This window comes from Streptomyces mabaensis, from assembly GCF_053763515.1.
The window spans coordinates 93,520-117,654 of record NZ_JBSOPZ010000012.1; the positions used below are offsets into that span (position 1 = coordinate 93,520).

23 protein-coding genes are annotated in these 24,135 nt (G+C 72.6%); 7 read left to right on the forward strand and 16 right to left on the reverse strand.

Annotation, left to right across the window (positions count from 1 at the left end; genetic code table 11):
• Window positions 1-44 precede the first annotated feature (44 nt).
• Entirely contained in the window at window positions 45-1,409 is a 1,365-nt protein-coding gene (locus ACWV17_RS13155) for a cytochrome P450 (RefSeq protein ID WP_455359819.1), read from the forward strand.
• A gap of 19 nt (window positions 1,410-1,428) precedes the next feature.
• Here ACWV17_RS13155 and ACWV17_RS13160 read toward each other — a convergent pair whose 3' ends face one another.
• Window positions 1,429-1,887, reverse strand: coding sequence for a (2Fe-2S)-binding protein (locus ACWV17_RS13160; protein WP_455354839.1), 459 nt, complete (start codon window positions 1,885-1,887; stop codon window positions 1,429-1,431).
• 19 nt (window positions 1,888-1,906) lie between these two features.
• Window positions 1,907-4,114 carry a molybdopterin cofactor-binding domain-containing protein gene (locus tag ACWV17_RS13165; RefSeq protein WP_455359820.1) on the reverse strand — a complete coding sequence of 736 codons (2,208 nt, stop codon included), beginning with the start codon at window positions 4,112-4,114 and terminating at the stop codon, window positions 1,907-1,909.
• 177 nt (window positions 4,115-4,291) lie between these two features.
• Between ACWV17_RS13165 and ACWV17_RS13170 the strand changes: the two genes are divergently transcribed.
• Window positions 4,292-4,543 (forward strand): SCO4226 family nickel-binding protein, encoded by a 252-nt coding sequence (locus tag ACWV17_RS13170; RefSeq protein ID WP_455354841.1) that lies wholly within the window; start codon window positions 4,292-4,294, stop codon window positions 4,541-4,543.
• On the opposite strand, the gene ACWV17_RS13175 is transcribed toward ACWV17_RS13170, so the two are convergent.
• The 7 genes from ACWV17_RS13175 to ACWV17_RS13205 all read right to left on the reverse strand — a co-directional run bounded on the left by ACWV17_RS13175 (window position 4,531) and on the right by ACWV17_RS13205 (window position 12,855).
• The gene (locus tag ACWV17_RS13175; RefSeq protein WP_455359821.1) at window positions 4,531-5,100 is read right to left on the reverse strand and encodes a GNAT family N-acetyltransferase; all 570 of its coding nucleotides are present in this window, start codon (window positions 5,098-5,100) and stop codon (window positions 4,531-4,533) included. The genes ACWV17_RS13170 and ACWV17_RS13175 overlap by 13 nt on opposite strands.
• A 32-nt stretch (window positions 5,101-5,132) precedes the next feature.
• A complete protein-coding gene (locus ACWV17_RS13180) occupies window positions 5,133-5,717 on the reverse strand; it encodes a helix-turn-helix domain-containing protein (protein ID WP_455359822.1) in 585 nt (194 codons plus the stop codon).
• Window positions 5,714-6,607 (reverse strand): DMT family transporter, encoded by an 894-nt coding sequence (locus tag ACWV17_RS13185; protein WP_455359823.1) that lies wholly within the window; start codon window positions 6,605-6,607, stop codon window positions 5,714-5,716. Before ACWV17_RS13185 ends, ACWV17_RS13180 begins: the two co-directional genes overlap by 4 nt.
• Window positions 6,608-6,721: 114 nt before the next feature.
• On the reverse strand, window positions 6,722-7,711 hold the full coding sequence (gene meaB, locus ACWV17_RS13190) for a methylmalonyl Co-A mutase-associated GTPase MeaB (protein ID WP_455354845.1): 990 nt from the start codon (window positions 7,709-7,711) through the stop codon (window positions 6,722-6,724).
• A 4-nt stretch (window positions 7,712-7,715) separates the two neighbouring features.
• Entirely contained in the window at window positions 7,716-9,971 is a 2,256-nt protein-coding gene (gene scpA, locus ACWV17_RS13195) for a methylmalonyl-CoA mutase (RefSeq protein WP_455359824.1), read from the reverse strand.
• Window positions 9,971-11,857, reverse strand: a complete 1,887-nt coding sequence (locus ACWV17_RS13200; protein ID WP_455359825.1) for a methylmalonyl-CoA mutase family protein — start codon at window positions 11,855-11,857, stop codon at window positions 9,971-9,973. The genes scpA and ACWV17_RS13200 overlap by 1 nt, the downstream gene beginning before the upstream one ends.
• 110 nt (window positions 11,858-11,967) lie before the next feature.
• Window positions 11,968-12,855 (reverse strand): ABC transporter substrate-binding protein, encoded by an 888-nt coding sequence (locus tag ACWV17_RS13205; protein ID WP_455359826.1) that lies wholly within the window; start codon window positions 12,853-12,855, stop codon window positions 11,968-11,970.
• Between the two features lie 159 nt (window positions 12,856-13,014).
• Here ACWV17_RS13205 and ACWV17_RS13210 point away from each other — a divergent pair, with 159 nt between their 5' ends.
• The gene (locus ACWV17_RS13210; protein ID WP_455359827.1) at window positions 13,015-13,806 is read left to right on the forward strand and encodes an SAM-dependent methyltransferase; all 792 of its coding nucleotides are present in this window, start codon (window positions 13,015-13,017) and stop codon (window positions 13,804-13,806) included.
• Window positions 13,807-13,978: 172 nt separating this feature from the next.
• On the forward strand, window positions 13,979-15,427 hold the full coding sequence (locus ACWV17_RS13215) for a PP2C family protein-serine/threonine phosphatase (protein WP_455359828.1): 1,449 nt from the start codon (window positions 13,979-13,981) through the stop codon (window positions 15,425-15,427).
• Window positions 15,428-15,485: 58 nt separating this feature from the next.
• Here the strand turns inward: ACWV17_RS13215 and ACWV17_RS13220 are convergent, their stop codons facing one another.
• Complete coding sequence (locus tag ACWV17_RS13220; protein WP_455359829.1) at window positions 15,486-16,991, reverse strand: DNA-binding protein NsdB; 1,506 nt, start codon at window positions 16,989-16,991, stop codon at window positions 15,486-15,488.
• Window positions 16,992-17,224: 233 nt separating this feature from the next.
• On the opposite strand from ACWV17_RS13220, the gene ACWV17_RS13225 reads away from it, so the two are divergent.
• Window positions 17,225-18,367: an aminoglycoside phosphotransferase family protein gene (locus ACWV17_RS13225; protein WP_455359830.1), complete on the forward strand. Its 1,143-nt coding sequence runs from the start codon at window positions 17,225-17,227 to the stop codon at window positions 18,365-18,367.
• A gap of 91 nt (window positions 18,368-18,458) precedes the next feature.
• Here ACWV17_RS13225 and ACWV17_RS13230 read toward each other — a convergent pair whose 3' ends face one another.
• Window positions 18,459-18,959 (reverse strand): hypothetical protein, encoded by a 501-nt coding sequence (locus ACWV17_RS13230; RefSeq protein ID WP_366074773.1) that lies wholly within the window; start codon window positions 18,957-18,959, stop codon window positions 18,459-18,461.
• Window positions 18,960-19,025: 66 nt separating this feature from the next.
• Entirely contained in the window at window positions 19,026-19,487 is a 462-nt protein-coding gene (locus ACWV17_RS13235) for an ACT domain-containing protein (protein WP_455359831.1), read from the reverse strand.
• Window positions 19,488-19,550: 63 nt separating this feature from the next.
• Between ACWV17_RS13235 and ACWV17_RS13240 the strand changes: the two genes are divergently transcribed.
• On the forward strand, window positions 19,551-19,922 hold the full coding sequence (locus tag ACWV17_RS13240; RefSeq protein ID WP_455354855.1) for a PadR family transcriptional regulator: 372 nt from the start codon (window positions 19,551-19,553) through the stop codon (window positions 19,920-19,922).
• Complete coding sequence (locus tag ACWV17_RS13245) at window positions 19,919-20,515, forward strand: hypothetical protein (RefSeq protein WP_455359832.1); 597 nt, start codon at window positions 19,919-19,921, stop codon at window positions 20,513-20,515. The genes ACWV17_RS13240 and ACWV17_RS13245 overlap by 4 nt, the downstream gene beginning before the upstream one ends.
• Here the strand turns inward: ACWV17_RS13245 and ACWV17_RS13250 are convergent.
• The 4 genes from ACWV17_RS13250 to ACWV17_RS13265 form a co-directional block, all read right to left on the reverse strand.
• Entirely contained in the window at window positions 20,508-20,735 is a 228-nt protein-coding gene (locus ACWV17_RS13250; RefSeq protein ID WP_455354932.1) for a DUF397 domain-containing protein, read from the reverse strand. The two genes, ACWV17_RS13245 and ACWV17_RS13250, sit on opposite strands and share 8 nt — an antisense overlap.
• A 132-nt stretch (window positions 20,736-20,867) precedes the next feature.
• Window positions 20,868-22,034: a thiolase domain-containing protein gene (locus tag ACWV17_RS13255; RefSeq protein ID WP_455359833.1), complete on the reverse strand. Its 1,167-nt coding sequence runs from the start codon at window positions 22,032-22,034 to the stop codon at window positions 20,868-20,870.
• Window positions 22,031-23,113 carry a thiolase domain-containing protein gene (locus tag ACWV17_RS13260; RefSeq protein WP_455359834.1) on the reverse strand — a complete coding sequence of 361 codons (1,083 nt, stop codon included), beginning with the start codon at window positions 23,111-23,113 and terminating at the stop codon, window positions 22,031-22,033. The genes ACWV17_RS13255 and ACWV17_RS13260 overlap by 4 nt, the downstream gene beginning before the upstream one ends.
• Complete coding sequence (locus ACWV17_RS13265; RefSeq protein WP_455359835.1) at window positions 23,113-24,090, reverse strand: Zn-ribbon domain-containing OB-fold protein; 978 nt, start codon at window positions 24,088-24,090, stop codon at window positions 23,113-23,115. The genes ACWV17_RS13260 and ACWV17_RS13265 overlap by 1 nt, the downstream gene beginning before the upstream one ends.
• Window positions 24,091-24,135: the final 45 nt, after the last annotated feature.

The window sequence follows — 24,135 nt, forward strand, 5'->3', positions numbered from 1 at the left end:
GCCGCGCCGACGCTCCCTGGCGGCGGCCGCGGTTCCGCGATGTGATGGGGGCCATGACCTCTCGGACCACGGGAACACCCCCTGTCACCGCGCCCGTCCGCGGCCCCCGCAGGCTGCCGGGCCTCGGCAACCTGCCCGCCTTCGCGCGCGACCCGCTCGGCTTCTTCACCCGGCTGCGCGGCCGCGGCGATGTGGTCGAGTGGCGGCTCGGGCCGCAGCGCGCCCTGTTCCTGTCCCGGCCCGAGCACATCGGGGAGCTGCTCACCGGCATCGAGACCGTCTTCCGCCATCCCGAACTCGGCTGGGCCTTCAGGCTCGTACTCGGCGACGGCGTCGTCACCTCGGAGGGGCCGGCGTGGCGCCGTAAGCGGGCCCTGGTCCAGCCAGCCGTGCGCCCGCGCCAGGTCCGCGCGTACGCCGGGACGATGACCGAATGCGCCACCGAGCTGGCCGGGACCTGGTCTCCCGGTCAACAGATCGACGTACGGCGGGAGATGCTGGCGCTCACCCAGCGCATCGCCGTACGCACCCTCTTCGGCGGTGACACCGCCGGGCGCGAGGACGTGATCGGGCCGGCCATGGACGTCGCCCAGCGCGCGATCGGGGACGAGTTCCGCGGCCTCACGCTGTTTCTGCCGCCCCGGGTCCCCACCCCCGGCCGCCGCCGGCTGAAGGCCGCCGTCGCGGTCATCGACCGCGAGGTCGCGCGCGTGACCGGGGAGCGGCGCCGGATGGCCGAGGAGCGTGACGACCTGCTGAGCAGGCTGCTGGCCGCGCGCGACGAGGACGGCCTGCCGCTCACCGACAAGGAGGTCCGGGACGAGGCGGTCACCCTCTACATAGGCGGCCACGAAACCACCGGCACCACCCTCACCTGGGCCTGGTACCTGCTGTCCCGCAATCCCGGCGCCCGTGCCCGGCTGACCGAGGAGCTCGACCGAGTACTGGCGGGGCGCGCGCCGTGCTTCGACAATCTGGGCCGACTGCCCTGGACCGAGCAGGTGGTGAAGGAGACCCTGCGGCTCTACCCTCCCGTATGGCTGATGACCGGCATCGCCCAGGACGGATCCACCCTGGGCGGACGGCCCGTCAAGCCTGGCACCGTACTGTGGTGCAGCCAGTGGAGCACGCACCGCGACCCCCGCTGGTTCCCGGACCCCGAGGCGTTCCGGCCCGAACGCTGGGCGGCCGGTGCCTCGCCCGCCGTGCCCGACCATGCCTGGTTCCCGTTCGGCGGCGGCGCCCGGGCCTGTCTGGGGGCGCGGTTCGCCATGGTGGAGGCCGTGCTCGTGCTGGCCACGCTCGCCCGGCGCTTCCATCTCGACACCGGTCCCGGGGATGTCCCGCCCAGGACGGGACTCACGCTCCAGCCGGGACGCCCGGTCCGCGCGTCGGTGCGTCCGGTCTGACCGACCGGACACCTCCCGGTCAGGCCATTTTCCGCGCCGCGCTCCGGATCGCCTCACGGATACGGAAGTAGGTGCCGCAGCGGCACACGTTCGCGATCGCGTCGATGTCCGCGTCCGTCGGGTTCTTCGTACGCTTCAGGAGCGCCACCGCGGCCATGATCTGACCGGGCTGGCAGTACCCGCACTGGGCGACGTCCTGCTCCAGCCATGCTTCCTGCACCGGGTGCAGTCGTTCGCCGTCCGCGAGGCCCTCGATGGTGGTGACCTCACGGCCGGCCGCCTCGGAGACCGGCACGACACACGGCCGTACCGCCTCACCGTCCAGATGGCTGGTGCAGGCCTTGCATACGTCGATGCCGCAGCCGTACTTGGGCCCACGGATGCCGAGCAGGTCGCGCAGGGCCCACAGCAGGGGCAGGTCGTCGGGCGCGTCGACGGTGACGGACCGGCCGTTGACGGTGAAGGTGTGGGACGGCATGGCGGGCTCCAGGACCTGGCTAGCGCGGGAACGGGGTGAAGTCGACGTCGAAGTCGACCGGGAACCGGCGGGGCCGGGTGCCGGTCGCCCGGGCGTAGGCGTTGGCGATCGCACCGACCGCGGCCGGCACCCCGAGCTCTCCCGCTCCGCCCGGCTCGCCGGTGGCGGGCAGGACGAAGATCCGGACATCGGGCGGCGAATCCTTCTGCCGCGCGTAGTGGAACTGCGAGTAACTGCCCTCCAGCGGCAGCCCCTTGTCGATGTGCAAGCCGGCCCGGAGCGTGGTGGAGATGGCGTCCGTCAGCCCGCCCAGCAGCTGCGCCTCCAGCCCGCGCGGATTGACCGGCCGGCCGACGTCGACGGCGATCACCGCCTTGGTGACCCGCGGACGGGCGCGGTCCCGCGCGTCGATCTCGACGAGGCAGGCCGTACGCGACTTGTACTCCTCGTGGAAGCCGACGCCCTGGGCGCAGCCGGCGGGCAGGTCCCGGCCCCAGTCGCCCTCCGCGGCCACCTTGTCCAGCACGGCGCGCTGTGCGGCCGTCTTCAGGAAGGCGCGCCGGAACGCCACCGGGTCCTTGCCCAGCTTGGCGGCGAGCTCGTCGACGACGATCTCCTCCGCCCCGCGCGTGTTGGCCGAGTACACCGAACGCCACGACGCGGTGGGCATCTTCAGGGGCACCTCGGTGAGCACCTGGGTGGTCAGGCCGAAGTGGTAGGGCGACTTCACCGTCGTCAGGAAGAGGGTCTGCGCGAAACCGGCGTTGCCGATGCCCGGCGGCAGGCTCGCGGCGGTCGCGGTGAGGATCTCGCCGAGGCCGTGCCGGAAGTCGGTCTCCACGGCGGCGACCCGGTGCTCGAAGGAGAGCACCTGGCCGAGCACGAAGGTGGCGCGGATCTTGTGGTGGGTGGCGGGGCGCATCCGTCCGTGCCGCGTGTCGTCGATCCGGGACCACATCAACCGTACCGGCCGCCCGCTCGCCCTGGACACCTGGGCGGCTTCGAGCGCCGCGTCGAAGAACAGCCGCCGGCCGAAGGATCCGCCGGCCTGCACGACATGGACGGTGACCTTGTCCACCGGCAGTCCGAGGGCCGCCGCGATGGTCTGCTGGGCGACGATGGGCGACTTCAGCCCGGACCAGACCGTCGCCCGGTCGGCCCGGACGTCCGCGACGGCCGAGTTGGTCTCCAGCGGTGCGTGGCTGACAAAGGCGAAATCGAACTCGGCGTCGAGATGGGCGGTGAGGAGCGGGGGTACGACCAGGGGCGCGGTGGCCGCCCGGAGCCGTGCGCGGATGCCGTCGTCGGAGAGCGAGTCGACGGTGCCGGGACCCCAGGCGACGTCCAGGGCGTTCTTGCCGTCGAGGGCCTGGCCGAAGGTCTCGGCGACCACGGCGACGCCCGTCGGGATGACGACGACGTCGAGGACGCCCGGCATGGCCCGGACCGCGGCTTCGTTGCGTACCGCCCGCACGGTGCCGCCGAGCGTGGGCGGCCGGCGCACCATGCAGGGCTTGGCGCCCGGGACATCGAGGTCGAGGGTGTACTCCTGGCGGCCGGTGACCATCGCCCGCGCGTCGATACGGGAGGTCGGGGTGCCCACGAGTGTGTGCGCGGACTCCGGCTTGGGAGTGGCGGTCAGTGCGCCGAGGGCGGGCGCGGCGGCCGCGGCGGCCAGGGATCCGTACCCGGCGGTGCGGCCGTCCGGTGCGACGACGGCGCCGTCCCGGGTCACCAGCTCGCGCGCCGGTACGGCCCACCGCTCGGCGGCCGCGGCGACCATGCGGGCCCGGGCGGCCGCCGCGGTGTGCCGTACCGGGTCGTACAGCGAGCGGATGGAGTTGGAGCTGCCGGTCAGCTGGTTGAACAGCAACTCCGGCCGGGCGTCGTCGAGTTCCACCCGGACCCGGGCCAGTGGTACGTCGAGTTCCTCGGCCACCAGCATCGCGACGGCGGTCGTCAGCCCCTGGCCGACCTCCTCGCGGGGCAGCCGGAACCGTACGAGGCCGTCCTCGTCGATCCGCAGGACCAGCATGCCGGCGGTCGGCGCCCCGGCCAGGATCAGCACGTCCCCGAGGTCGACCAGATCGGCCGGAGCGGGTGGCGTGGGTACGACGGCGTGGGCGGTGGGCGCCGCGACGCCGTCGAGTCCGAACCGGGTGGCCACGGCCAGCGTCGGTGCCGCGACCAGATAGGTGAGGAACCGGCGTCTGCCGTGATCCGCCATGAGAGCTCCGCCCCTCGCCCGCCCCGCCACCGGAGTCTCTCCGGCGCTACCGGCAGGTAGCGTACCGACTCCGCACCGTCCGGCGGGAGTGATCGGGCTGTCGGATCGCACCTGGGCGGTGGCGCGCGCACCATGGAAACAGGCAACCGGCCGACGACGAACCGGAGGTGGCGGGCGATGACGAAGTACATGGATGTCCACCACGGCATGCAGGGCATTACGGCCGAACAGCTCTCGGCGGCGCACCGCGCGGACGTCGCGATCGAGAGCGAGGAAGGGGTGCACTTCGAGCAGGCATGGGCGGACCCGGAGTCGGGAACGGTGTACTGCCTGTCCGAGGCTCCCTCGAAGGAAGCGGTGATGCGGATCCACGAGCGGGCCGGCCACCCGGTCACCGAGGTCAACCCGGTGCCGCTCTACGTCTCGTAGCGGCTGTCCCGGGGCCGCGGCGGCTGTCGGGTGAGCCGCTTGTAGTAGAAGCTGCAGTCCTGAAGGGCGCCCGCCGGGTCGGCGGCGTAATCGGGGACGATGCCGTAGCGGGTCCAGCCGGTGGCGCCGTAGAGGTGATCGGCGGCGCTGCCGGTCTCGGTGTCGAGCATCAGGAGGGTGACTCCGGCGTGTACGGCGGCCTCTTCGGCGGCGGCGAGGAGTGCCCGCGCGAGGCCCCGGCCGCGCGCGTCGCGGTGGACCACCAGCTTGACGATCTCGGCGCGGTGCCGGCCGTTGGGCTTGGGGTTCAGGGCGAGGCTCACGGTCCCCGCGATGCCGTCCGGGCCGTCCGCGACCCAGACGGTGAGGCTGCCGTCGGCAACCGCGGGCAGCAGGCCGAGCCACCAGGCCGCCGCCGCGTCCTGGTCGAAGGGGGCGTCGGGCGGGGACAGGAAGCCGAGCGACGCGCCGCCGTCCACGGCGTCCGTGAGGAGGTCGGCGAGGTTCCTCACGCTGCCGCGGAAGCCTGCGGCGGACAGGCGGGTGACGGTGTACATCGGGGTGCTCCTTCGGGGGCCCGGCGGCCGGCTCAGGGCTGGACGATCAACACGGCGTAACGGACCGGGGCGGGACCCGGGCAGCGGAAGCGCGAGCGGCCCCACAGCCGGAACCGCAGGCAGTCCCCCGCCCGGAGCGCGTGCACTGCGTCCCCCGCGGTGACCTCAAGCTCGCCGTCCAGCACCCAGATGTGCTGCTCCAGGCCCGGAACGGGCGGTCCGTCGTACGAGATGTCCGCGCCCGGCCGCAGGACGCCCTCGACGACCTCGCCCCGGAGCCCGGGGCTGGGCGGCGACACCGACCGCCGGATGAAGCCCGACGCCTCGTCCCGCCACACCGACTGGCCGTCGGACCGGACCAGTTGCGGCGACTCCGACTCCACCTCGGCCAGCAGCCGGGACATGGTGCGCTCGTACGCGGCGCACAGCTTGCCCAGCAGCGCGGCAGTCGGACTGATCTCCGCCCGCTCCAGCCGCGACAGCGTGGAGCGGCTCACGCCGGTGTGCCGTGCCAGTTCGTCCAGCGACCAGCCGCGCTCCACCCGGAGCTCGGCGAGCCGGCTCGCCAGTCGGCTCTCGACCTGGTCCTCAGAAACCTGGCCCTCAGAAGTTCTCACAAACGAGAATCTATCCCAGATTCGGGATCGCCGACCAGGGACTGCGTGAACGGCATCCGGGCGAGTGCCACCGCGCCGAAGGCGATCAGCCCGACACCGAGCAGCTCGGGCAGCAGCCACCAGCCGGCCCGGACGTGCTCCTCGTAGAGCGTCACGCCGAGAGTCAGACTCACCAGCGCGTCGCCCAGGGTGAGTGCGGGCTGGGAGGCCACGAGGGGGCCTCCCTGCATCGCGTGTTCGAACAGCAGCAGGGCGCACAGGCCCGCCGCCCCGAAAGCGTAGGTCTGCCACGCGGTGAGAAAGGCACCCAGACCCTCGTCGTCCAGGATGTGGGTGGCGGCCTTCATCAGCGCCGCGGTCAGCGAGTACCCGATGGCCGTGGCCGCGCCGAGGCACGCCGCACGGAACCGGCCCGGGGGCCGCCGCAGAGCGGCCACGGCGAGAGCCGCCATGGCCGCCACGCAGAGGACCAGGGCGGGGATCCACCGGTCGAGTGGTACGTGCGTACGCTCCCCGGACGGTGAAGCCGCCGCCAGGGCGATCCCGAGGCCCACCACCACGCAGGCCACGGCCACCCAGCCGGCGCGGGGCAGCCGATGGTGCATCAGCAGCGAGGCGACCAGCAGCGCGAGCGGCAGCTCCAGCACGAACAGCGGCTGAACGAGCGACAGCGGCCCGGTCGCGAGGGCCACCGCCTGGCAGACGCCGGCGGCGACGACGGCGCCGATGCCGGCCAGCCAGACCGGACGCCTCAGCAGGTCGAGCAGCAGGCCCGGCCGGAAACCCTCGGACTGTGGCACGGTGAGCGCGGCACTGCGCTGCAGCACGGTGGCGAAAGCGTTGCTGAGTGCCGCGGCCACCGCGAAGACGACCGGCAGAAGTACGCCCATACGCCGTATGACCTCCAGCCGGGCCCGGTGGCATGACAACCCCTCTGCCATGGTCACCCGGCACCGGCCGCCGCGCAGCCGCGACGGCCGTGCCGCGGGCGGCGGCGCGTTCGCTCAGCCGGGCAGTTCGAGCGCGCCGATCAACCGGTCGGCGGCCAGCGTCGCGGTCAGTGCCCCGTCGCGGACCTGCTGTTCGAGCTCCGGGGCGAGCCGGCGCACCCCGGGGTGCGCGCGCAAGTGGTCCAGCAGGTGGTCGCGGACCATCGTCCAGGTCCAGTCGACCTGCTGGTCGCTGCGCTTGCGGGCCAGCCGGCCGCTCGCGTCCAGTACGGCCCGGTGCTGCTCCAGCCGGTCCCACACCGCGTCCAGTCCGCTGCCCTCCCGCGCGCTGCAACTGAGCACCGGAGGCGTCCACGCGGCGTCGGCCGGATGCATGAGGCGCAGCGCACCGGCGAGTTCACGCGCGGCGGACCTGGCGTCTCGCTCGTGCGGTCCGTCGGCCTTGTTGACGGCGATCACGTCGGCCAGCTCCAGCACACCCTTCTTGATGCCCTGGAGCTGGTCACCGGTCCGCGCGAGGCTGAGCAGCAGGAAGGAGTCCACCATGTTGGCGACCGCCGTCTCGGACTGGCCGACGCCCACGGTCTCCACGAGCACCACGTCGAAGCCGGCGGCCTCCACCACGATCACGCTCTCCCGGGTCGCCCGCGCCACACCTCCGAGCGTGCCCGAGGTCGGCGAGGGCCGGACGAACGCCGCCGGGTCCACCGCGAGGCGCTCCATCCGGGTCTTGTCGCCCAGAATGGAGCCGCCGGTCCGGCTGGAGGACGGGTCCACCGCGAGTACGGCGACCCGGTGGCCGCGGCCCGTGAGGAAGGTGCCGAGCGCGTCGATGAAGGTGGACTTCCCCACCCCCGGGACACCGCTGATGCCGACCCGGCGCGCCGCGCCGGCGTGCGGCAGCAGCGCGGTCAGCAGCCGCTGCGCCAGCTCCCGGTGGTCGGCCCGGGTGGACTCGACGAGCGTGATGGCGCGGGCGATGTACGCCCGTGAACCGTCCAGCACGCCCTTGACATAGGTGTCGATGTCGATGGTGGGTGGCATCGGCTCACCGCTCGTGGCCGGGAGCGGCCGGCTCGTGGCCGAGCGCGGCGGCCAGGGTGCTCACCAGGTCGTGGGCGGCATCCGGGATCACCGTGCCGGGCGGGAAGACCGCGGCGGCTCCGGCCTGGTGGAGCGTCTCGACGTCCTGCGGCGGGATCACACCACCCACGACGATCATGATGTCCTCCCGGCCCTCGGCGGCGAGCTGCTCGCGCAGCGCCGGTACGAGGGTGAGGTGCCCGGCCGCCAGCGAGGAGACGCCGACGATGTGCACGTCCGCCTCGACGGCCTGCCGTGCCACCTCCGCCGGGGTCTGGAAGAGCGGGCCGACGTCGACGTCGAAGCCCAGGTCGGCGAAGGCGGTGGCGATCACCTTCTGGCCGCGGTCGTGGCCGTCCTGGCCCATCTTGGCGACCAGGATGCGGGGCCGGCGGCCCTCGGCCGTCTCGAACGCCTCGACCAGGCCCCGGGTGCGCTCGACGGCGGGCGAGCTGCCGGCTTCGTTGCGGTACACACCGGAGATGGTACGGATCTGCCCGGCGTGCCGGCCGTACACCTTCTCCAGGGCGTCGGAGATCTCACCGACCGTCGCCTTCGCGCGGGCGGCGTCGACGGCGAGGGCGAGCAGGTTGCCCTCCAGTCCCCCGTCCCGGCCGGCGCCGCGCTCCGCGGACGCGGTCAGCGCCCGCAGCGCCTCCTGGCAGGCCGCCTCGTCCCGCTCCGCGCGCAGCCGGCGCAGCTTCTCGATCTGCTGGGCGCGCACGGAGGAGTTGTCGACCTTCAGCACGTCGATCTGCTCGTCGCTGTCCACCCGGTACTTGTTGACACCGATGACGGGCTGCCGGCCGGAATCGATACGCGCCTGGGTACGGGCCGCGGCCTCCTCCACCCGCAGCTTCGGGATGCCGGCGTCGATGGCCTTCGCCATGCCGCCGGCCGCCTCGACCTCCTCGATGTGCTGCCAGGCGCGGCGGGCGAGATCGTGGGTGAGCCGCTCGACGTACGCGCTGCCGCCCCAAGGGTCGATCACCCGGCAGGTGCCGGACTCCTGCTGGAGCAGCAGCTGGGTGTTACGGGCGATGCGGGCGGAGAAGTCGGTGGGCAGCGCCAGTGCCTCGTCCAGTGCGTTGGTGTGCAGCGACTGGGTGTGCCCCTGGGTGGCGGCCATCGCCTCCACACAGGTACGGGTCACGTTGTTGAAGACGTCCTGGGCGGTCAGCGACCAGCCGGAGGTCTGGCAATGGGTGCGCAGCGAGAGCGACTTGGCGTTCCTGGGCTCGAAGCGCCTGACCAGCTTGGCCCACAGCAGGCGGGCCGCGCGCAGCTTGGCGACCTCCATGAAGAAGTTCATGCCGATCGCCCAGAAGAACGAAAGGCGCGGGGCGAACGCGTCCACATCCAGTCCGGCGTCCAGCCCGGCCCGCAGGTACTCCACGCCGTCGGCGAGGGTGTAGGCCAGCTCCAGGTCGGCCGTGGCTCCGGCCTCCTGGATGTGGTAGCCGGAAATGGAGATGGAGTTGTAGCGCGGCATCTTCTGCGAGGTGTAGGCGAAGATGTCCGAGATGATCCGCATCGAGGGCTGGGGCGGATAGATGTAGGTGTTGCGGACCATGAACTCTTTGAGGATGTCGTTCTGGATGGTCCCGGCCAGCTTCTCGGGCGGTACGCCCTGCTCCTCGGCGGCCACGATGTACAGCGCGAGAACGGGCAGCACCGCGCCGTTCATCGTCATCGACACGCTCATCCGGTCCAGCGGGATGCCGTCGAACAGCTGCCGCATGTCGTAGATCGAGTCGATGGCGACACCCGCCATACCGACGTCACCGGTGACCCGGGGGTGATCGCTGTCGTATCCGCGGTGGGTCGGCAGGTCGAAGGCGACCGACAGGCCCTTCTGTCCGGCCGCGAGGTTGCGCCGGTAGAAGGCGTTGGACTCCTCGGCGGTGGAGAAGCCGGCGTACTGCCGGATCGTCCACGGCTGGTTGACGTACATCGTCGGGTACGGGCCGCGCAGATACGGCGCGATGCCCGGGTACGTGGACAGGAAGTCGAGGCCCTCCAGATCCTGCCCGGTGTACAGCGGCTTGACCCCGATGCCCTCGGGGGTCTGCCACACCAGCTCGTCCTCGCCCTTGCCGGTGCTCTCCTTCAGGGCCGTACGCCACTGGTCCGCACCCTGGCCGGGCGTGGCGTCGTCCGGGTCCAGCTCGACGCCGGAGAAGTCGGGGACCGCTCCCGGCTGTTCCGTACCGGCCTGCATCACGCCACTCCCAAGTCATCGAGTACGGAAGAGAGAACAGCCACCGCGTCGCCGCCCGCGAACACGAACGCGTCGACTCCGGCCCGCTGGAACTCCTCGCGGTGTTCGCCCGGCCGCCCGGCGAGGAACACCCGGCGTGCTCCCGCGGACTTGAGAGCCCCGGCAACGGGCCCGGCCTGCTCGGCGTAGAGCTTGTCGCTGGAACACAGGAACGCGACCGCGGCGCCGCTGCGGGTGAACGCCCCGGCGGCCGACGACGGGTCGACCGAGACGGGATCGTGCACGGGCTCGATCCCGCCGGCCTGGAGGAGGTTGGCGGCGAACGCCGCGCGCGCCGTGTGCGCCGCGGCCGGTCCCAGCGCCGCCAGGAACACCCGCGGGCGGGCTCCGGTGGCGGCCAGATGGGCGTCGGAGCGGGCTCGCAGGGCTTCGAATGCCTCGTCACGGCGGACCCGCGGCAGGCCGCCGGCCTCCTCGGCCGGTGCCGGCTCCCGCTCGACGGGGGCCTCCGCCAGGTTCGGGAACTCGCTCACGCCGGTGACGGGCTCGCGCCGGCGGGCCAGTTCACCGGAGCGGGTCTCCCAGGTGCTCGCCAGCCGCTCGGCCACCAGTCCGCCGCGCAGCGCGGCCGCCTGGCCGCCCGCCCGCTCGATCTCCTGGAACCAGGACCATGCCGCGCGGGCGAGTTCACCGGTGAGCTGCTCGACGTACCAGGAGCCGCCGGCCGGGTCGACGACCCGGGCGAGGTGCGACTCCTCCACCAGGATCGTGGAGGTGTTACGGGCGATCCTGCGGGCGAACGCGTCCGGCAGGCCGAGCGCGTGGTCGAACGGAAGCACCGTGACGGCGTCGGCGCCGCCGACTCCGGCGCCCAGCGCGGCGACCGTGGTCCGCAGCATGTTCACCCACGGGTCGCGGCGGGACATCATCACCGAGGACGTCACCGCGTGCTGGCGCTGCGCACCGGCCTCGGGCGCGCCGCAGGCGTGCGCCACCCGGGCCCACAGCCGCCTGGCGGCACGGAACTTGGCGATGGTCAGGAACTGGTCCGCGGTGGCCGCGTACCGGAACTCCAGCTGTGCGCAGGCCGCCTCGACGGACAGTCCGGCCGCGGTGAGCTCCCGCAGGTAGGCAACGGCGGTGGCGAGCGAGCAGCCCAGCTCCTCGGCGGCGGACCCGCCGGCCTCGTGATACGGCAGCGCGTCCACGGTGAGGGCCCGTACGCCCGGGAAGTCGCGGTGGCACAGCTGGGCCAGGGCGGCGGCCGCGGCCGACCGCTCGTCCAGGCCGGACTCCCGGCCGGTACGCGCCACATGGCCGAGCGGGTCGGCCCCGAGGTTGCCGCGTGCGTCCCGCGCCGGCACCTGGCGCTCGGCGTAGAGCCGGAGCAGCTCGCGCCCCGCGGGGTCGAAGTCGGCTCCCGCGTCCAGCACGACGGGTGCCAGGTCGAGGTAGACGCCGTCCAGGGCGGCACTCAGACCGGACACCGGCACACCGGCGGCGCCCACGGACAGCCACAGGGAGGTGACCCCGTTCTCGAGGTCGGCGAGAACGGCTTCGTTGGTCCGGGCGGGGTCGCGCCGGGCGTGCCGCTGCCGTACGTCCCAGCCCGAGACGACACCGCCCTCGGGCCTGCCCCCTCGGGTGAACGGCGCGAAGCCGGGGTAGCCGAGGTCGCCGCCACCGGTGGGCGGCGCGGTGTACAGCGGGCGGGTGGAGAGCCCGTCCTGGAGCGCAGTGGACAAAGCGTCCTCGGCCGCCGTCCCCGAGACATCTTGGGCGCCCGACTTGCGCAGCACGCCTTCGACAAGGCTCTGCCACTGCTCGTGGGTCGCGTCCGGGAATTCGGCGGCCAGGGAGAGCCCGTCGTCAGGCATGACCGTCATGCCCGCATGCTAGGCCAGCGCCCTGACGCCTCAGCAGGGTCGACGACTGTGACCTTGCACTCTTCGGTCCCGGCCGGCCCGGTCGGGCCGGTCCGGGCGGCGGCCCGCTCTCAGGACCTGGCGCGCCCGGACGCCTCGACGGCATCGGTCACGGTGTGCAGGAAGCGCGCGTGCGCGGCATGGCTGCACGGGACCTCCGGATTCCACGGCACCAACCGCGCCCGCTCCTCGAGCGCGCGCCAGTCGGGCACGCCGTGGAGCTCCTCGACGGGGCCGGCGTTCGCCCGGGCGTCGGTGAGCACGATGTCCGGTTCCAGCGCCACCACGTCGGCCCATCCGGTCGTGGACCAGCCGGTGCCGGGACCCGGTGCCGGTTCCACCAGCGTGACGCCCAGGTCGGTGAGCGCCCGCAGGTCGGGCCAGGCCGGTGGCCTGGCGAGGTGGACGGAGTCCGGGCCGGCGGGTGAGAGGGCCAGCACGCGGGGGACGGGGGCCTGGTCGGCCGCGGTCCGCAGCCGGTGCGTGGCGCGGTCGAGTTCCGCTTCGGCCGGCGGGCCCGCCTCCGCTCCGAGCGAGCGGGCGAGTGCGGTGAACCGGTCGCGCAGTTCACCGAGCGAGCGTCCCGGGCCGACGTCGATGACGGCCACCGGCACGCGTTCCTCGACGTGCTTCGCCGTCTCGGCGTCGATGCCGTAGACCTGTCCGCCGCCGTACGTGACGGCCACCACCAGGTCGGGCGCCACGCGCAGCAGCGCGTCGGCGTCGAGTGCGCCGCCCGAGCCGAGATAGGCGAGGTCCGCGAGTGGTAACGAGCCCGCCTTCACGGGGTCGGGGCCGTCGCCGTCGTGGAGGGAGCCGAAGAGACCGGCCGGCCGTATGCCGTGGTCGAAGAGGGTCGCGCCCGCCTGTATGTACGCGACGACCCGCACCGGTGGGCGCGCAGCCGCGGCCAGGTGCCCGCGGTCGTCCAGGAACTGCCAGTCGGTCTGCCGCCCCATGAGATCCCCCCTGTCGGGTGATGACGGCTCTCCTTTACGCCGCCAGCGTGTCTCTGCCCCATGAGCGGGCCGCCCACGCCTGGCGGACACCGCGCGTGGCGCGCGCGCCGGCGATATTCGCTGTCCGCACCGGGAGCCCGGCGGCTAGCGTCCCCGCTCATGACCGACACCGACCTCCCGCCCCGGCTCTCCCGGCTCACTTTCCACGGTCCGCTCTCCGAGGCCCGCGCCGCGCGGCTCGTCTCCCGGCTCACGACGCCGCTCACGACGCGGCTCACGACCGTCGGCGGCCCTGCCACCGTCCTTGACATCGGTTGCGGCTGGGGCGAGTTGATGCTCCGTATCCTCGACGCCGCGCCCGGCGCCACCGGTCTCGGGATCGACCTCGACGCCGTCGATCTGGCTCGCGGACGCAAGAACGCCGCGGCCCGCGGACTCGCCGCACGCGTCGAGTTCGCCGAGGAGTCCGCCCGTGATACGGCCCGGGGACCCGCCGACCTGGTGCTGTGCGTCGGTGCCGGGCAGGCCCTCAGCGACGCCGAGCCGCCGCGTCAGACCGCCGAGGCGCTGCGCGCCCTGCGCCGGATGGTCGCGCCCGGCGGCCGGGTCCTGTTCGGCGAGGGCTTCTGGGAGCGCGCTCCCTCGCCCGCCGAACTGGCCGCCATGTGGCCCGACGCCCGCGCGCACGACCATCAGGACCTTGCCGGTCTGGTGGCGGCGGCGGTCGAGGCCGGGTTCCGTCCGGAGTGGATCGAGACGGCGAACAACGACGAATGGGAGGAGTTCGAGTCCGGTTACCAGGCGGCCGCGGAGGAGTGGCTCGCCGGCCATGCCGATCACCCCTCGGCAGCGGCGACCCGGGAGCGGCTGGACCGGCACCGTGCGTCCTGGCTGCGTGGCTATCGCGGTATTCTCGGGCTCGCCTATCTCACGCTGGTTCCGGTCGGCTGACCAGGCGGCACAGGATCGTTGGGCAAGGTCACCGGAAGTCCTTTGGCATATGCCAGAGGCACCACCGTAACGGGTGTTGCCGAATCCCTTACACGCCATCGCTGCCTGTGCAACAGTCGTCACTGGTCCTCTCGACGGACCTGGCCGTACCGCGCCTGTATCGGAGTACGAGATGCCGTCCCATCTGTTCGCGGACCGTCACGCCGCACAGCCACCGGAGCACGGCTCCCTGGACGCACTGATCACGCAGACCCGCAGACTGCGCGGAGGCGTGGACGCGGTGCGCCGCGATGCCGTGGTGGACGACGACGATGCGCAGGGCCGCTGGCAGCGGGCGCTGTGCGACCTGGCGGTCCATCATCTCGATGATCTGGGCGAGCACTTGGGACAGCTCAAGGAAGGGCTGCCGCCCCCGCGCGCCGAGGAGACGGCCGCGGCGCCACCCCTCTCCGGCGCGGTGACGCCGCCCGGGTCCGGGCAGGGTTCTCTGCTCAGCCGGGTGGGCAGCGCGGAGTGGAATCTGCTCAACGACGAGGTGAGCTGGTCCGACGAGCTGTTCCAGATCTTCGGGCGCTCGCCGGAGAACGGTCCGCTGTCGCTGGACGAACTGCCGTCGATGCTGTTCGCGGAGGACCAGGGTGTGCTGACCGCCATGGTCACGGACTGCCTGGTCGACGGGAAGCCGATAGACGGTGAGTTCCGCATCGTGCGCACCGACGGCTGCGTGCGGACGCTGCACATGATGGGCGAGCCGGTGCTCGACCAGGACGGTGGCACCGCGTCCATGTGGGCGGTCCTGCGCGACGTCAGCGAACTGCGCCGCAGCCAGCGGACGGTGCGCGAGACCCGTGACTCGCTTCAGCGCCAGCAGCAGATCGCGCAGACCGAGCACCGGCTCGCAGTGGAACTCCAGGAGGCCGTACTGCCGCCCTGGCGCGGCCCCGTGCAACTCCCGCAGGGCGGGCCGGGCGCGCTGGATCTGGCCGCGCACTATCTGCCGTCGGCCAGCAGCGCGTTGATCGGCGGCGGCTGGTACGACGCGCTCGAACTGCCCGACGGCCAGTCGATGCTCACGGTCGGAGACCTGACCGGGCACGGTGTGACGGCCACCTCCGGGATGGCGATGCTGCTCGGGGCACTGCGCGGAATGGCGGTGGCGGGCATTCAGCCCGGCCCGCTGATGGGCTGGCTCAACCAGCTCCTCGAAACCTCGGTGCAGCCGGCGCTGGGCAGCGCGGTGTGCTGCCGCTACAACCCGGCGACCCGGACGTTCAGCTGGTCGCAGGCCGGCCACCCCGCCCCGCTGCTGTTCCGCGGCGGGACGGGGCGGGCGCTGGCACCGCCGGAGGGCGTACTGCTTGGGGCGACCTCCGGTGCCACGTACGGGCAGGCCGAGGAACAGCTCCGGCCCGGTGATGTGCTGGTGCTGCACACGGACGGACTGTCGGCCCGGAGTGTGCAGTTCAGCGAGACGGGCGGGCCCGACCGGCTGCTGGCTCTCGCACCGCGCTTCGCCGTGGCGCGCAGCGCGCAGGAGTGCGTGCGGGCGGTCGTGGAGGAGTTCGGTGAGACCGAGCGCGAGGACGACGCGTGTGTGCTGGTCGCCCGGATCGGTTCGTAGGCGTACGTCCTGATCGGTTCGGCCAGTTCGGCCAGTTCGGCCAGTTCGGCCAGTTCGGTCAGATCTCCGAGGTCCTGCTCCTCCTGGCCGGGCTCTTCGGCAGAGCCAGCTGAATCTCCTCGCGCAGGTCCTCGATCTTCGCGTAGCCCGCGTACTGGCCGGTGAGCCGGTACATCTCGCGCAGCCGGTCCCAGGTGCGGTGCGAGGAGGTCTCCCCCATCGACACCAGGGCCAGCCTCGCGTAGCGGTCGGCCTGTTCGGGGTCGTCGGCGATGAAGCAGGCCGAGGCGAGCGAGATGTAGTCGAAGATCTTCGAACGCTGCCGGCCGTTCTCCCGGAGCTTGAGGGCCTCCTTGGCGTGCCGCTGCGCGGTGGCCGCGGCGGAGGGATCGTGCTCCGCGAGCGTACGGAAGGCGAGCGCCTGCATGCCGTGCATGTCCGCCTCGTCGAACATCTGCATCCAACTGGGCGGCGGTACATCGCCCTTGTCAGAGACGAAGAGTTCCTCCGCCTCGCCGAGGGTGCGCCGCATCGCCTGGCCGCGTCCCATCGACGCCTGCGCCCAGGCCTCGATGGTGTGCAGCATGGCACGGGTGCGCTGCAGCGTCTGCTCGCCCGAGCCGGACTTGGCGAGCTTCATCAGGTCCAGGGCGTCGTCCGGCTTGCCGAGGTGGACCATCTGCCGGGCAGCCCGGGAGAGGGCTTCGCCCGCGCGGGGCCGGTCGCCGCCCTCGCGGGCCGCGTGGGCGGCGATCACGAAGTACTTCTGGGCGGTGGGTTCCAGGCCCACGTCGTGGGACATCCAGCCCGCGAGCACCGCCAGGTTGGCGGCGACGCCCCAGAGGCGGCGCTGAAGATGGTCGGGGTGGTGGTAGGCGAGCATGCCGCCCACCTCGTTGAGCTGCCCCACCACGGCCTTGCGCTGGAGACCGCCGCCACGCGACGCGTCCCAGGCGCGGAAGACCTCGACCGAACGCTCCAGTGCCTCGATCTCCTGCGACCCGATGGGGGCGGCCTCGTAGCGGTCGAACCCGGCGGGGTCGGCGTTCAGGGGATCGTCGAAACGGGGGGCGCCCGAAAGGGAGTCGGCGGTGAGGGACGGATCGGTGTGGAGCCAGTCGTGCATGGCGCTGCTGAGTGCGGAGCCTGCGGCGAGCGCGGCGCCCGCGCCCACCAAGCCGCGTCGGTTGAGCATGAGGTCCATTCCCGTGAATTCGGTGAGGACCGCCGCCGTCCGTTCGGGCGCCCACGGCAGGCCGTCGGGGTTGTCCGGCTTCCCGACGTCGCGCCGTCTTGCTGTACGCCCGTGCCGGCCGAACCCGAGGTCCTCGATGGTCACGACACGGCCGAGTCGCTCGGTGAACAGAGCTGCCAGCACCTTGGGCACGGGATCGCGGGGCGATTCGCCCATGTCGATCCAGCGCCTCACCCGCGAGGTGTCGGTCGCCAGCTGCGGGTGGCCCATGGCCGCCGCCTGCCGGTTGACCAGTCTCGCGAGTTCGCCCTTGGACCAGCCGGCGAGGCCGAACAGGTCGGACAGGCGGGTGTTGGGTTCTCCGGTCACTTCAAGCCCCCAGGTTCTCGGCTGAGTTCGACATTAACCCCCTGTCAGATGCGCTGGGACTATTCGCCAGGGTTCGCCAGGGTGCGCCAGATGGTGTGCCACCCGCGGGCGGGTGTCAGGTAGGAACGCGCCACCCCGTCCGGCGGCCGGACCGCATTCCCCAGGGTGAAGTACGGCCGCCGGCCGGGGCAGCGCACGTAACTTGTCGGCGCACGAAGGGATCTGTACCACCCATGTACACAGCATCGTCCTCCGTGTCCGCCCCGCCCCGGCCGCACCGTTCCTTCCCGGCGGGCAGCGGTCCCTATCTCGACCCCAACCGTCCGGCAGCCGCCGCACTCACCGCCGGCCGGCCGCGGCGAACCCCGGGGCCAGGCACCCAACCCCTCAGCGGGAGACTCGACTTGTCCGGCCCCCAGGGCGGGCAGTTGCGCACGGCGATCGCCTCGGTGCACCGCATCTGCCCGGAGTTCAATCCGGTCCAGGTACTGCGCCGCAGCGGACGGTCCGTACTGCTCGTCGGCACCACAGGCCGCTCGACCGCGGTCGCCAAGTGTTTACTGGACCACTCCCCCGCGTGGGCCGAGCGGTACCGGCACGAAATAGCGGCGTACCGCGCCTTCGTCCGGCACCGTCCGCCCGTGCGGGCGCCGCGGCTCATCGCGGCGGATCCCGAGAACTGCACGCTGGTGATCGAGCGGATGCCGGGCCGGGTGGCGGCCCTCCAGCGACACCCCGCCGAGGCTCCGCCCCGCGCGGACGTACGGGCCGCCCTCGGGGCCATCTGCCGGATCAGTCTGTGGCGGCCGCCCGCCGAGATGTTCGGCAGGCCGCTCGACTACGCGTCCCGGATCTCCCGCTACCACGAGCTGGGTCTGCTCACCGACCGGGATCTGGGGGATCTGCAGAAGCTGCTGCACGGTCTCGCGCAGACGGGCGGGAAGCAGGCGATGAGCCAGTTCTGCCACGGTGACGCGCTGCTCTCCAACATCCTCCTCTCCCCCGCCGGGCCGGTGCTGGTGGACTGGGAGCACGCGGGCTGGTACCTGCCGGGCTACGACCTGGCGACTCTGTGGGCCGTACTGGGCGACGCCCCGGTGGCGCGGCGCCAGATCAGCCAGCTGGCCCAGGCCGCCGGCCCGGCCGCAAGGGACGCGTTCCTGGTCAACCTGATGCTCGTACTGACCAAGGAGATCCGTACGTACGAGACGGCCGTGCAGCGCTCCCTGCGTGACACGGCCCCGGCGGCACCGGCTCCGGCGGGCCCCGTCGGTGTTCCGCCGTCGGGCGAGGAGCAGCGGCTGCTGCTGCGGCGGCTGCACGACGACTGCGCGCTGGCGCGCCGGGCCCTGCGTGCGGCGGTCGGCACGCGCTGACGGGAAAAGAGACGGCGGTCCGTGCGGTGCCCGAGGTTCGGGCGCCACACGGACCGCCGTCTCTTTTGCGGTGGGGTCAGCTGCGGTGGGGTCAGCCCTGCTGGAAGAGCTCGGCCGGCAGCGGCTTCAGCAGTGCGTACAGGTCGTCGGTGATCGGCCGGTCCCAGCTGGCGATGGTGACGAGCACGTTGTCGCTCCGGTCGAACTGCACACACGAGATACGGCTCTCGGAGAGCTTGACGCGCCGCACGATCAGGAGGTTGTCGCCCTGCATCACCGGCATGTCCTCGGTGCCGACGACCTCGATGTCCTCGTCGTTCTCCAGGGCGACCAGCAGCTGGGCCACCTCGAACGGCACCTGCTTGTCGGCGAGCTCGCGCGCCGGGGAGCCCTCGGGCAGGTTTCCGATGATCATCGCGGGGCCGCGGCCGCCGAACAGGTCGTAACGCAGGAAGACACCCTGGCAGCTTCCGTCGGGAGCGGGCAGCAGACCGGCTCCGAGGTTGCCCGGCCAGTCGCCCGGGTCCATGGCCAGGACGTCGAAATCCGGGCCCGCGGGTGAGGCGGCGCTGCGGCGGCGGAGGAAGGACATGCCGCCATGGTACGTGCCCGCGGCCGCCTGCCGGATCCGGGGGCGGGCCATCCGGATGGCCCGTGATCAGCCCTTCCCGTCCGGGTTCGGGGGCCCGTCGGGGGCCCCGGACCGCGCCGCCAGCGCCTCCAGCAGGCTCACCGCCTCGGCCGCTCGCTCGTACGGCACGAAGAGGTGATCGTGGTGGTAGCCGGCGACGACGTTGCAGCTCAGTCCGGCGTCGGCGAGTTCGCGGGCGACGGCGGCGGTGAGGCCGACTGCGTCGAGCGCGGAGTGCACGCGCAGCGTGATCCATCCGGCGACATAGTCATACGCCAGGCCCTCCGCGTCGGCCTGCTCCTGGCGCAAGACGAGAGTGAGCCCCTCGTCCTCGGTGACAGTGACGACGGGGGTGATCCCGCGCGCCATGGCACCGTCGGCCGAGGTGGCGGTCGTGGTGGCGGTCGTGGTGGTGAACACGTACCGGCCGGGGTTCAGCCGGGGCCGCATGCCGCTCAGCAGTTCTCGCAGATCACTCTCGCCGCTCATGCCCTCCACTCTAGGGCCGCACTACCTTGCGGTGCATGGCAATGGTCGACTACCTTGCACCACATGACAAAGGAGCTGCCGGCCGCCGCTGACCAACGGCGCAGTCAGCTGCTGCGCGGGGTGCTCGACCTGTGCCTGCTCGCCAAGATCGCCGAACGGCCGCGCTACGGCTACGAGTTCGTGGAAGCCCTGGCCGCCGACGGACTCGAGCTGGTCAGCGAGGGCAGCATCTATCCGCTGCTGGCCCGGATGGAGCGGGCGGGCCTGGTCGACACCTTCCGCGCCCCGTCGGCGAGCGGCGGGGCACCGCGCAAGTACTACCGGCTGACCGACGCGGGACGTGCCGAACTGACGGGCGGCCGCGTCGCCTGGCGGCACTTCACCGCTGCCGTCGGCCGGACTCTGGACACCGAACCGACGGGGGGAACCACATGATGACGGACGAGCGCATCCTTGCGGTCTGCAAGAGCAACTGGGAGTACCGGGGCATCGACGACGCCTCGATACGCGAGATGCTCGACGAGCTCGCCGCTCACCTTCAGGACGCCGCGGCCGACGGACGTGACGCCGAGACGGTGGTCGGCACGGACGTGAAGGCGTTCGCCGCCGCCTGGGCCCGGGCCCGTACACCGCTGCCCGCCCGGCTGCTGCGCGTGGCCGCCACGCTCGTCTTCATCACGGGCTGCATCCTTCTCGCCGGGCACCTCTTCCGCTGGACCACGGAACTGCCCGTCTCCACGGGCCGGATCGCCTTCTTCGCCGTACTCGCGATGGTCAGCGTCCCCTGGAACATGCGCCGCGGAAGCTCCGGACTCGGCAAGCGCTGGCTGGTCGCCCAACTCGCCGCCCTGGCTGCCGCCCTGCTGACCGTGTGGCTGGCCGACGACGCGGTGCTCTTCCGCATGCCGCTGTGGGGCTCTGTGCTGCTCCTGGTCCCGGGCCTGCCGTACGCCGTCGCCGACGCCCGCGCGCGGCGGCAGCGACAGCGCGGCAAGGACCGGGACGCGGCGGCCCCCGCGGTCAGGTGAGGTCGAACTCCCCGTCGCGCGCGCCCAGGACGAACGCACGCCACTCCGCCGGGGAGAAGATCAGCGACGGATTCTCGGGCTTGCCGCCATTGCGCATCGCGATGAACCCCTCGACGAACGCGATCTGGACATCACCCGCTCCCTGGCTGCTCGACCGCCAGTCCGCCCGGCTGAGATCGAGCTCCGGCTTGTCCCAACCTGCAAGGGGCTGCTGCGTCATGCTCTCGGTCACGTGCGTGCTCCTCCCGGTTCGTCGTCCGGGGCCCAGACTAGCCATCACCACCGGTGGCGCACAGGCCGCGGAACGTGCTCGCGGCCCGGCGCACGGCCGGCGGATCAGGAGGCAGGCGGATCAGGAGGCAGGCGGTTCGGAGCCGACCAGCCACATGGCGAAGAACTGCGCCCCGCCGCCGTAGGCGTGGCCGAGCGCCTTGCGGGCGCCGTCCACCTGGTGTTCGCCCGCCCGGCCGCGCACCTGAAGCGCCGCCTCGGCGAAGCGGATCATCCCGGAGGCCCCGATGGGGTTGGTGGAGAGCACCCCGCCCGACGGATTGACGGGCAGGTCGCCGTCGAGCTCGGTGACTCCCGACTCGGTGAGCTTCCAGCCCTCCCCCTCGGCGGCGAAGCCCAGGTTCTCCAGCCACATCGGTTCGTACCAGGAGAACGGCACGTACATCTCGACGGCGTCGATCTCCCGGCGCGGATCGGCGACACCGGCCTGGCGGTAGATGTCGGCGGCGCAGTCCTTGCCGGCCTGCGGGGAGACGAAGTCCTTGCCGGCGAAGAGGGTCGGCTCGCTGCGCATCGCGCCGCCGTGCACCCAGGCGGGCGGGTACGGCGAACGAGCCGCGCCCGCCCGGTCGGTGAGGACCATGGCGCAGGCACCGTCTGAGGACGGACAGGTCTCCGAGTAGCGGATCGGGTCCCACAGCATGGGGGACGCCTGGACCTTCTCCAGGGTGATGTCCTTCTCGTGCAGGTGCGCGTACGGGTTCTTCAGCGCGTTGCGCCGGTCCTTGTACGCGACGAGCGAGCCGACCGTGCCGGGCGCCCCGGTGCGCCGCATGTACGCCCGTATGTGCGGGGCGAAGAAGCCGCCGGCGCCGGCCAGCAGCGGCTGCTGGAACGGGACGGGCAGGGACAGGCCCCACATCGCGTTGGACTCGGACTGCTTCTCGAACGCCAGGGTCAGTACGGTCCGGTGGACGCGCGCGGCGACCAGGTTGGCGGCGACCAGCGCGGTGGAGCCGCCGACCGAGCCCGCCGTGTGCACCCGGAGCATCGGCTTGCCGACCGCGCCGAGCGCGTCGGCGAGGTAGAGCTCCGGCATCATCACGCCCTCGAAGAAGTCGGGGGCCTTGCCGATGACGACGGCGTCGACGTCCGCCCAGTCCAGTCCCGCGTCGTCCAGGGCCCGCCGGGCGGCCTCCCGGACCAGCCCGGCGAGGGAGACGTCGCGCCGGGCGGCGACATGCTTGGTCTGGCCGATGCCGACGACGGCCACGGGCTCCTTGCTCATGACTGCTCCCCCTCCAGGACGGCGACCAGGTTCTGCTGCAGGCACGGGCCCGACGTGGCGTGGGCGAGCGCGCGGTCGGACTCGCCCCGGTGGATACGGGCCGCCGCCTCCCCGAGCCGGATGAGGCCCGCCGCCATCATCGGGTTGGCGGCGAGCGCGCCGCCCGACGGGTTGACGTTCACCTCGGGGCCGAGCCGCAGCGCCTTGCGCAGTACGACCTCCTGGGAGGTGAAGGGGGCGTGCAGTTCGGCGGTGTCGACGGGCCGGTCGAAGGCGCCGGCCCGCTCGGCGGCCAGCCGGGTGGACGGTGAGTCGGTGAGGTCGCGGACGCCGAGGCTGTGCGCCTCGATCCGGTGGTCGATGCCGCGGATCCACGCGGGGCGCGGGCAGAGCCGGCGTGCCGTGTCGCCGGCGGCGAGGATCACGGCGGCGGCGCCGTCACCGAGGGGTGCGCAGTCCCCCGCGCGCAGCGGCTGGACGAGGTAGGGGGAGCCCGGCCTGGTCGGCTGGACACCCCCGCCGTCGCCGGCGGGCACCGGACCGCGCGGCTGGGCGTGGGGGTTGGCCTCGGCGGACGTACGGCTGCGGGCCGCGACGGCGGCGAACTCCCGCTCGTCCGCGTCACCCGCGTCGATGACCGCCCGGGCCTGGAGCGCGGCGAGTGCGACGGAGTCGGGCCACAGCGGTGCCAGGTAGTACGGGTCGAGCTGGCGGGTCAGTACGTCGCGCAGCTCGCCCGGAGAGGACTTGCCGTAGGAGTAGACGAGGGCGGTGTCGGCCTCGCCCGTCCGGATCTTGACCCAGGCCTCGTAGAGCGCCCAGGCGCCGTCCATCTCGACGTGCGATTCGGAGATCGGCGGCCAGGCGCCCACGCCGTCGAGGGTCATGGTGAAGGAGAAGGGGCGGCCGGCCAGGTAGTCGCTGGAGCCAGAGCAGGTGAAGCCGATGTCGCTCGCCTGGAGGCCGGTCTGCGCGAGGACGTCGTGGAGGACCGGCATGACCATCTCGACCTCCGACAGCTCGTCGGTGCGCCGCCGGTGGTCGCTCTGCCCGAAGGCGACGATCGCCACGTCCCTCATCAGAGCAGCTCCTTGTACGCGTCGTAGTCGGCGTCGGGTTCACCGGTGGGCCGGTAGTGGTCGGGGAAGCGGCCGCCGTCGGTCCACACCGGCTCGACCCTCAGGCCCATCCGCACCTGGTCGTAGGGGATGCCGCCGATCCGGCCGTGCAGGGCGAGGTCCGCGCCGTCGAGGGCAATGTGCGCGTAGACGTAGGGCACATCGATGTCGAGGTTCCTCGCTTTGATGTTGACGATGCAGTACGTGGTGACGGTGCCGCGCGGGCCGACCTCGACCTGCTCCTCGGTGGCCACCCCGCAGGTGGGGCAGGCGCCGCGGGGCGGGACGTACACCTTGCGGCAGGAGGGGCAGCGCTCGCCCACGGTCCTGCGGTCGGCGAGGGCGCGCAGGTACGCGGTCTGGGCCCGGCCGGGCGCGTACGTGTAGTCGAGCCGGGCGGGGGTGACGATGCCGGTGACCGGGTTCGCGAACGTGCCGCTGTGCGGGGCGCCGCGGCGGGAGCCGTCGTACGCGCCGTCGTGGGAGCCGTCGTGCGGCTCGAAGCAGGCGATGTCGGTGATGGCGCCGGAGCGTTCCCCGGCCCAGCGGATCCGCACGCGCATGCCGGTGCGTACGGCGTCCGGGCCCGGCACGTCGAGGACGTGCAGCAGCGCGGTGTCCGCGCCGTCGAGCCGGACGAGCACCCAGGCGAAGGGCGTCGGGAGCGGCTGCTGCGGGCGGGGGCGGGGGTTCCAGGCCCAGGTGGTGACGGTGCCGAGCTGGGCGACCTCGACGAGTTCGCCCAGCTCGGCGGCGGTGACCGGGTCGTACTCGACGGGTGGGACGAGTACCCGGTCGTCGCTCGTCCGCACGCCGAGGACGGTGCGTTCGCGCAGACCGGTGAGGAAGGCGCTCTGGACGGGACCGAGCGAGCGGGTGAACGGGAACTCGACGACCAGCGGCGCGCGGAGCACCTCCGGTGGCGGAGCGGCTGTCATGGGCGGGGCTCCTTCTTCTACGGCCTGGCGGGAAGCTCAAGCCCC

Bases quoted from the DNA above. Each gene is read 5' to 3' on its own strand.
- ACWV17_RS13215 (WP_455359828.1), top strand. From the start codon at position 13,979: ATGCCGTCCCATCTGTTCGCGGACCGTCACGCCGCACAGCCACCGGAG.
- ACWV17_RS13260 (WP_455359834.1), bottom strand. From the start codon at position 23,113: ATGAGGGACGTGGCGATCGTCGCCTTCGGGCAGAGCGACCACCGGCGG.
- ACWV17_RS13160 (WP_455354839.1), bottom strand. From the start codon at position 1,887: ATGCCGTCCCACACCTTCACCGTCAACGGCCGGTCCGTCACCGTCGAC.
- ACWV17_RS13175 (WP_455359821.1), bottom strand. From the start codon at position 5,100: ATGTACACCGTCACCCGCCTGTCCGCCGCAGGCTTCCGCGGCAGCGTG.
- ACWV17_RS13205 (WP_455359826.1), bottom strand. From the start codon at position 12,855: ATGGGGCGGCAGACCGACTGGCAGTTCCTGGACGACCGCGGGCACCTG.
- ACWV17_RS13225 (WP_455359830.1), top strand. From the start codon at position 17,225: ATGTACACAGCATCGTCCTCCGTGTCCGCCCCGCCCCGGCCGCACCGT.
- ACWV17_RS13230 (WP_366074773.1), bottom strand. From the start codon at position 18,959: ATGTCCTTCCTCCGCCGCCGCAGCGCCGCCTCACCCGCGGGCCCGGAT.
- ACWV17_RS13240 (WP_455354855.1), top strand. From the start codon at position 19,551: ATGACAAAGGAGCTGCCGGCCGCCGCTGACCAACGGCGCAGTCAGCTG.
- ACWV17_RS13165 (WP_455359820.1), bottom strand. From the start codon at position 4,114: ATGGCGGATCACGGCAGACGCCGGTTCCTCACCTATCTGGTCGCGGCA.
- ACWV17_RS13255 (WP_455359833.1), bottom strand. From the start codon at position 22,034: ATGAGCAAGGAGCCCGTGGCCGTCGTCGGCATCGGCCAGACCAAGCAT.
- ACWV17_RS13235 (WP_455359831.1), bottom strand. From the start codon at position 19,487: ATGAGCGGCGAGAGTGATCTGCGAGAACTGCTGAGCGGCATGCGGCCC.
- ACWV17_RS13200 (WP_455359825.1), bottom strand. From the start codon at position 11,857: ATGACGGTCATGCCTGACGACGGGCTCTCCCTGGCCGCCGAATTCCCG.
- meaB (WP_455354845.1), bottom strand. From the start codon at position 7,711: ATGCCACCCACCATCGACATCGACACCTATGTCAAGGGCGTGCTGGAC.
- ACWV17_RS13250 (WP_455354932.1), bottom strand. From the start codon at position 20,735: ATGACGCAGCAGCCCCTTGCAGGTTGGGACAAGCCGGAGCTCGATCTC.
- ACWV17_RS13245 (WP_455359832.1), top strand. From the start codon at position 19,919: ATGATGACGGACGAGCGCATCCTTGCGGTCTGCAAGAGCAACTGGGAG.
- ACWV17_RS13170 (WP_455354841.1), top strand. From the start codon at position 4,292: ATGACGAAGTACATGGATGTCCACCACGGCATGCAGGGCATTACGGCC.
- ACWV17_RS13155 (WP_455359819.1), top strand. From the start codon at position 45: ATGGGGGCCATGACCTCTCGGACCACGGGAACACCCCCTGTCACCGCG.
- ACWV17_RS13265 (WP_455359835.1), bottom strand. From the start codon at position 24,090: ATGACAGCCGCTCCGCCACCGGAGGTGCTCCGCGCGCCGCTGGTCGTC.
- scpA (WP_455359824.1), bottom strand. From the start codon at position 9,971: ATGCAGGCCGGTACGGAACAGCCGGGAGCGGTCCCCGACTTCTCCGGC.
- ACWV17_RS13185 (WP_455359823.1), bottom strand. From the start codon at position 6,607: ATGGGCGTACTTCTGCCGGTCGTCTTCGCGGTGGCCGCGGCACTCAGC.
- ACWV17_RS13210 (WP_455359827.1), top strand. From the start codon at position 13,015: ATGACCGACACCGACCTCCCGCCCCGGCTCTCCCGGCTCACTTTCCAC.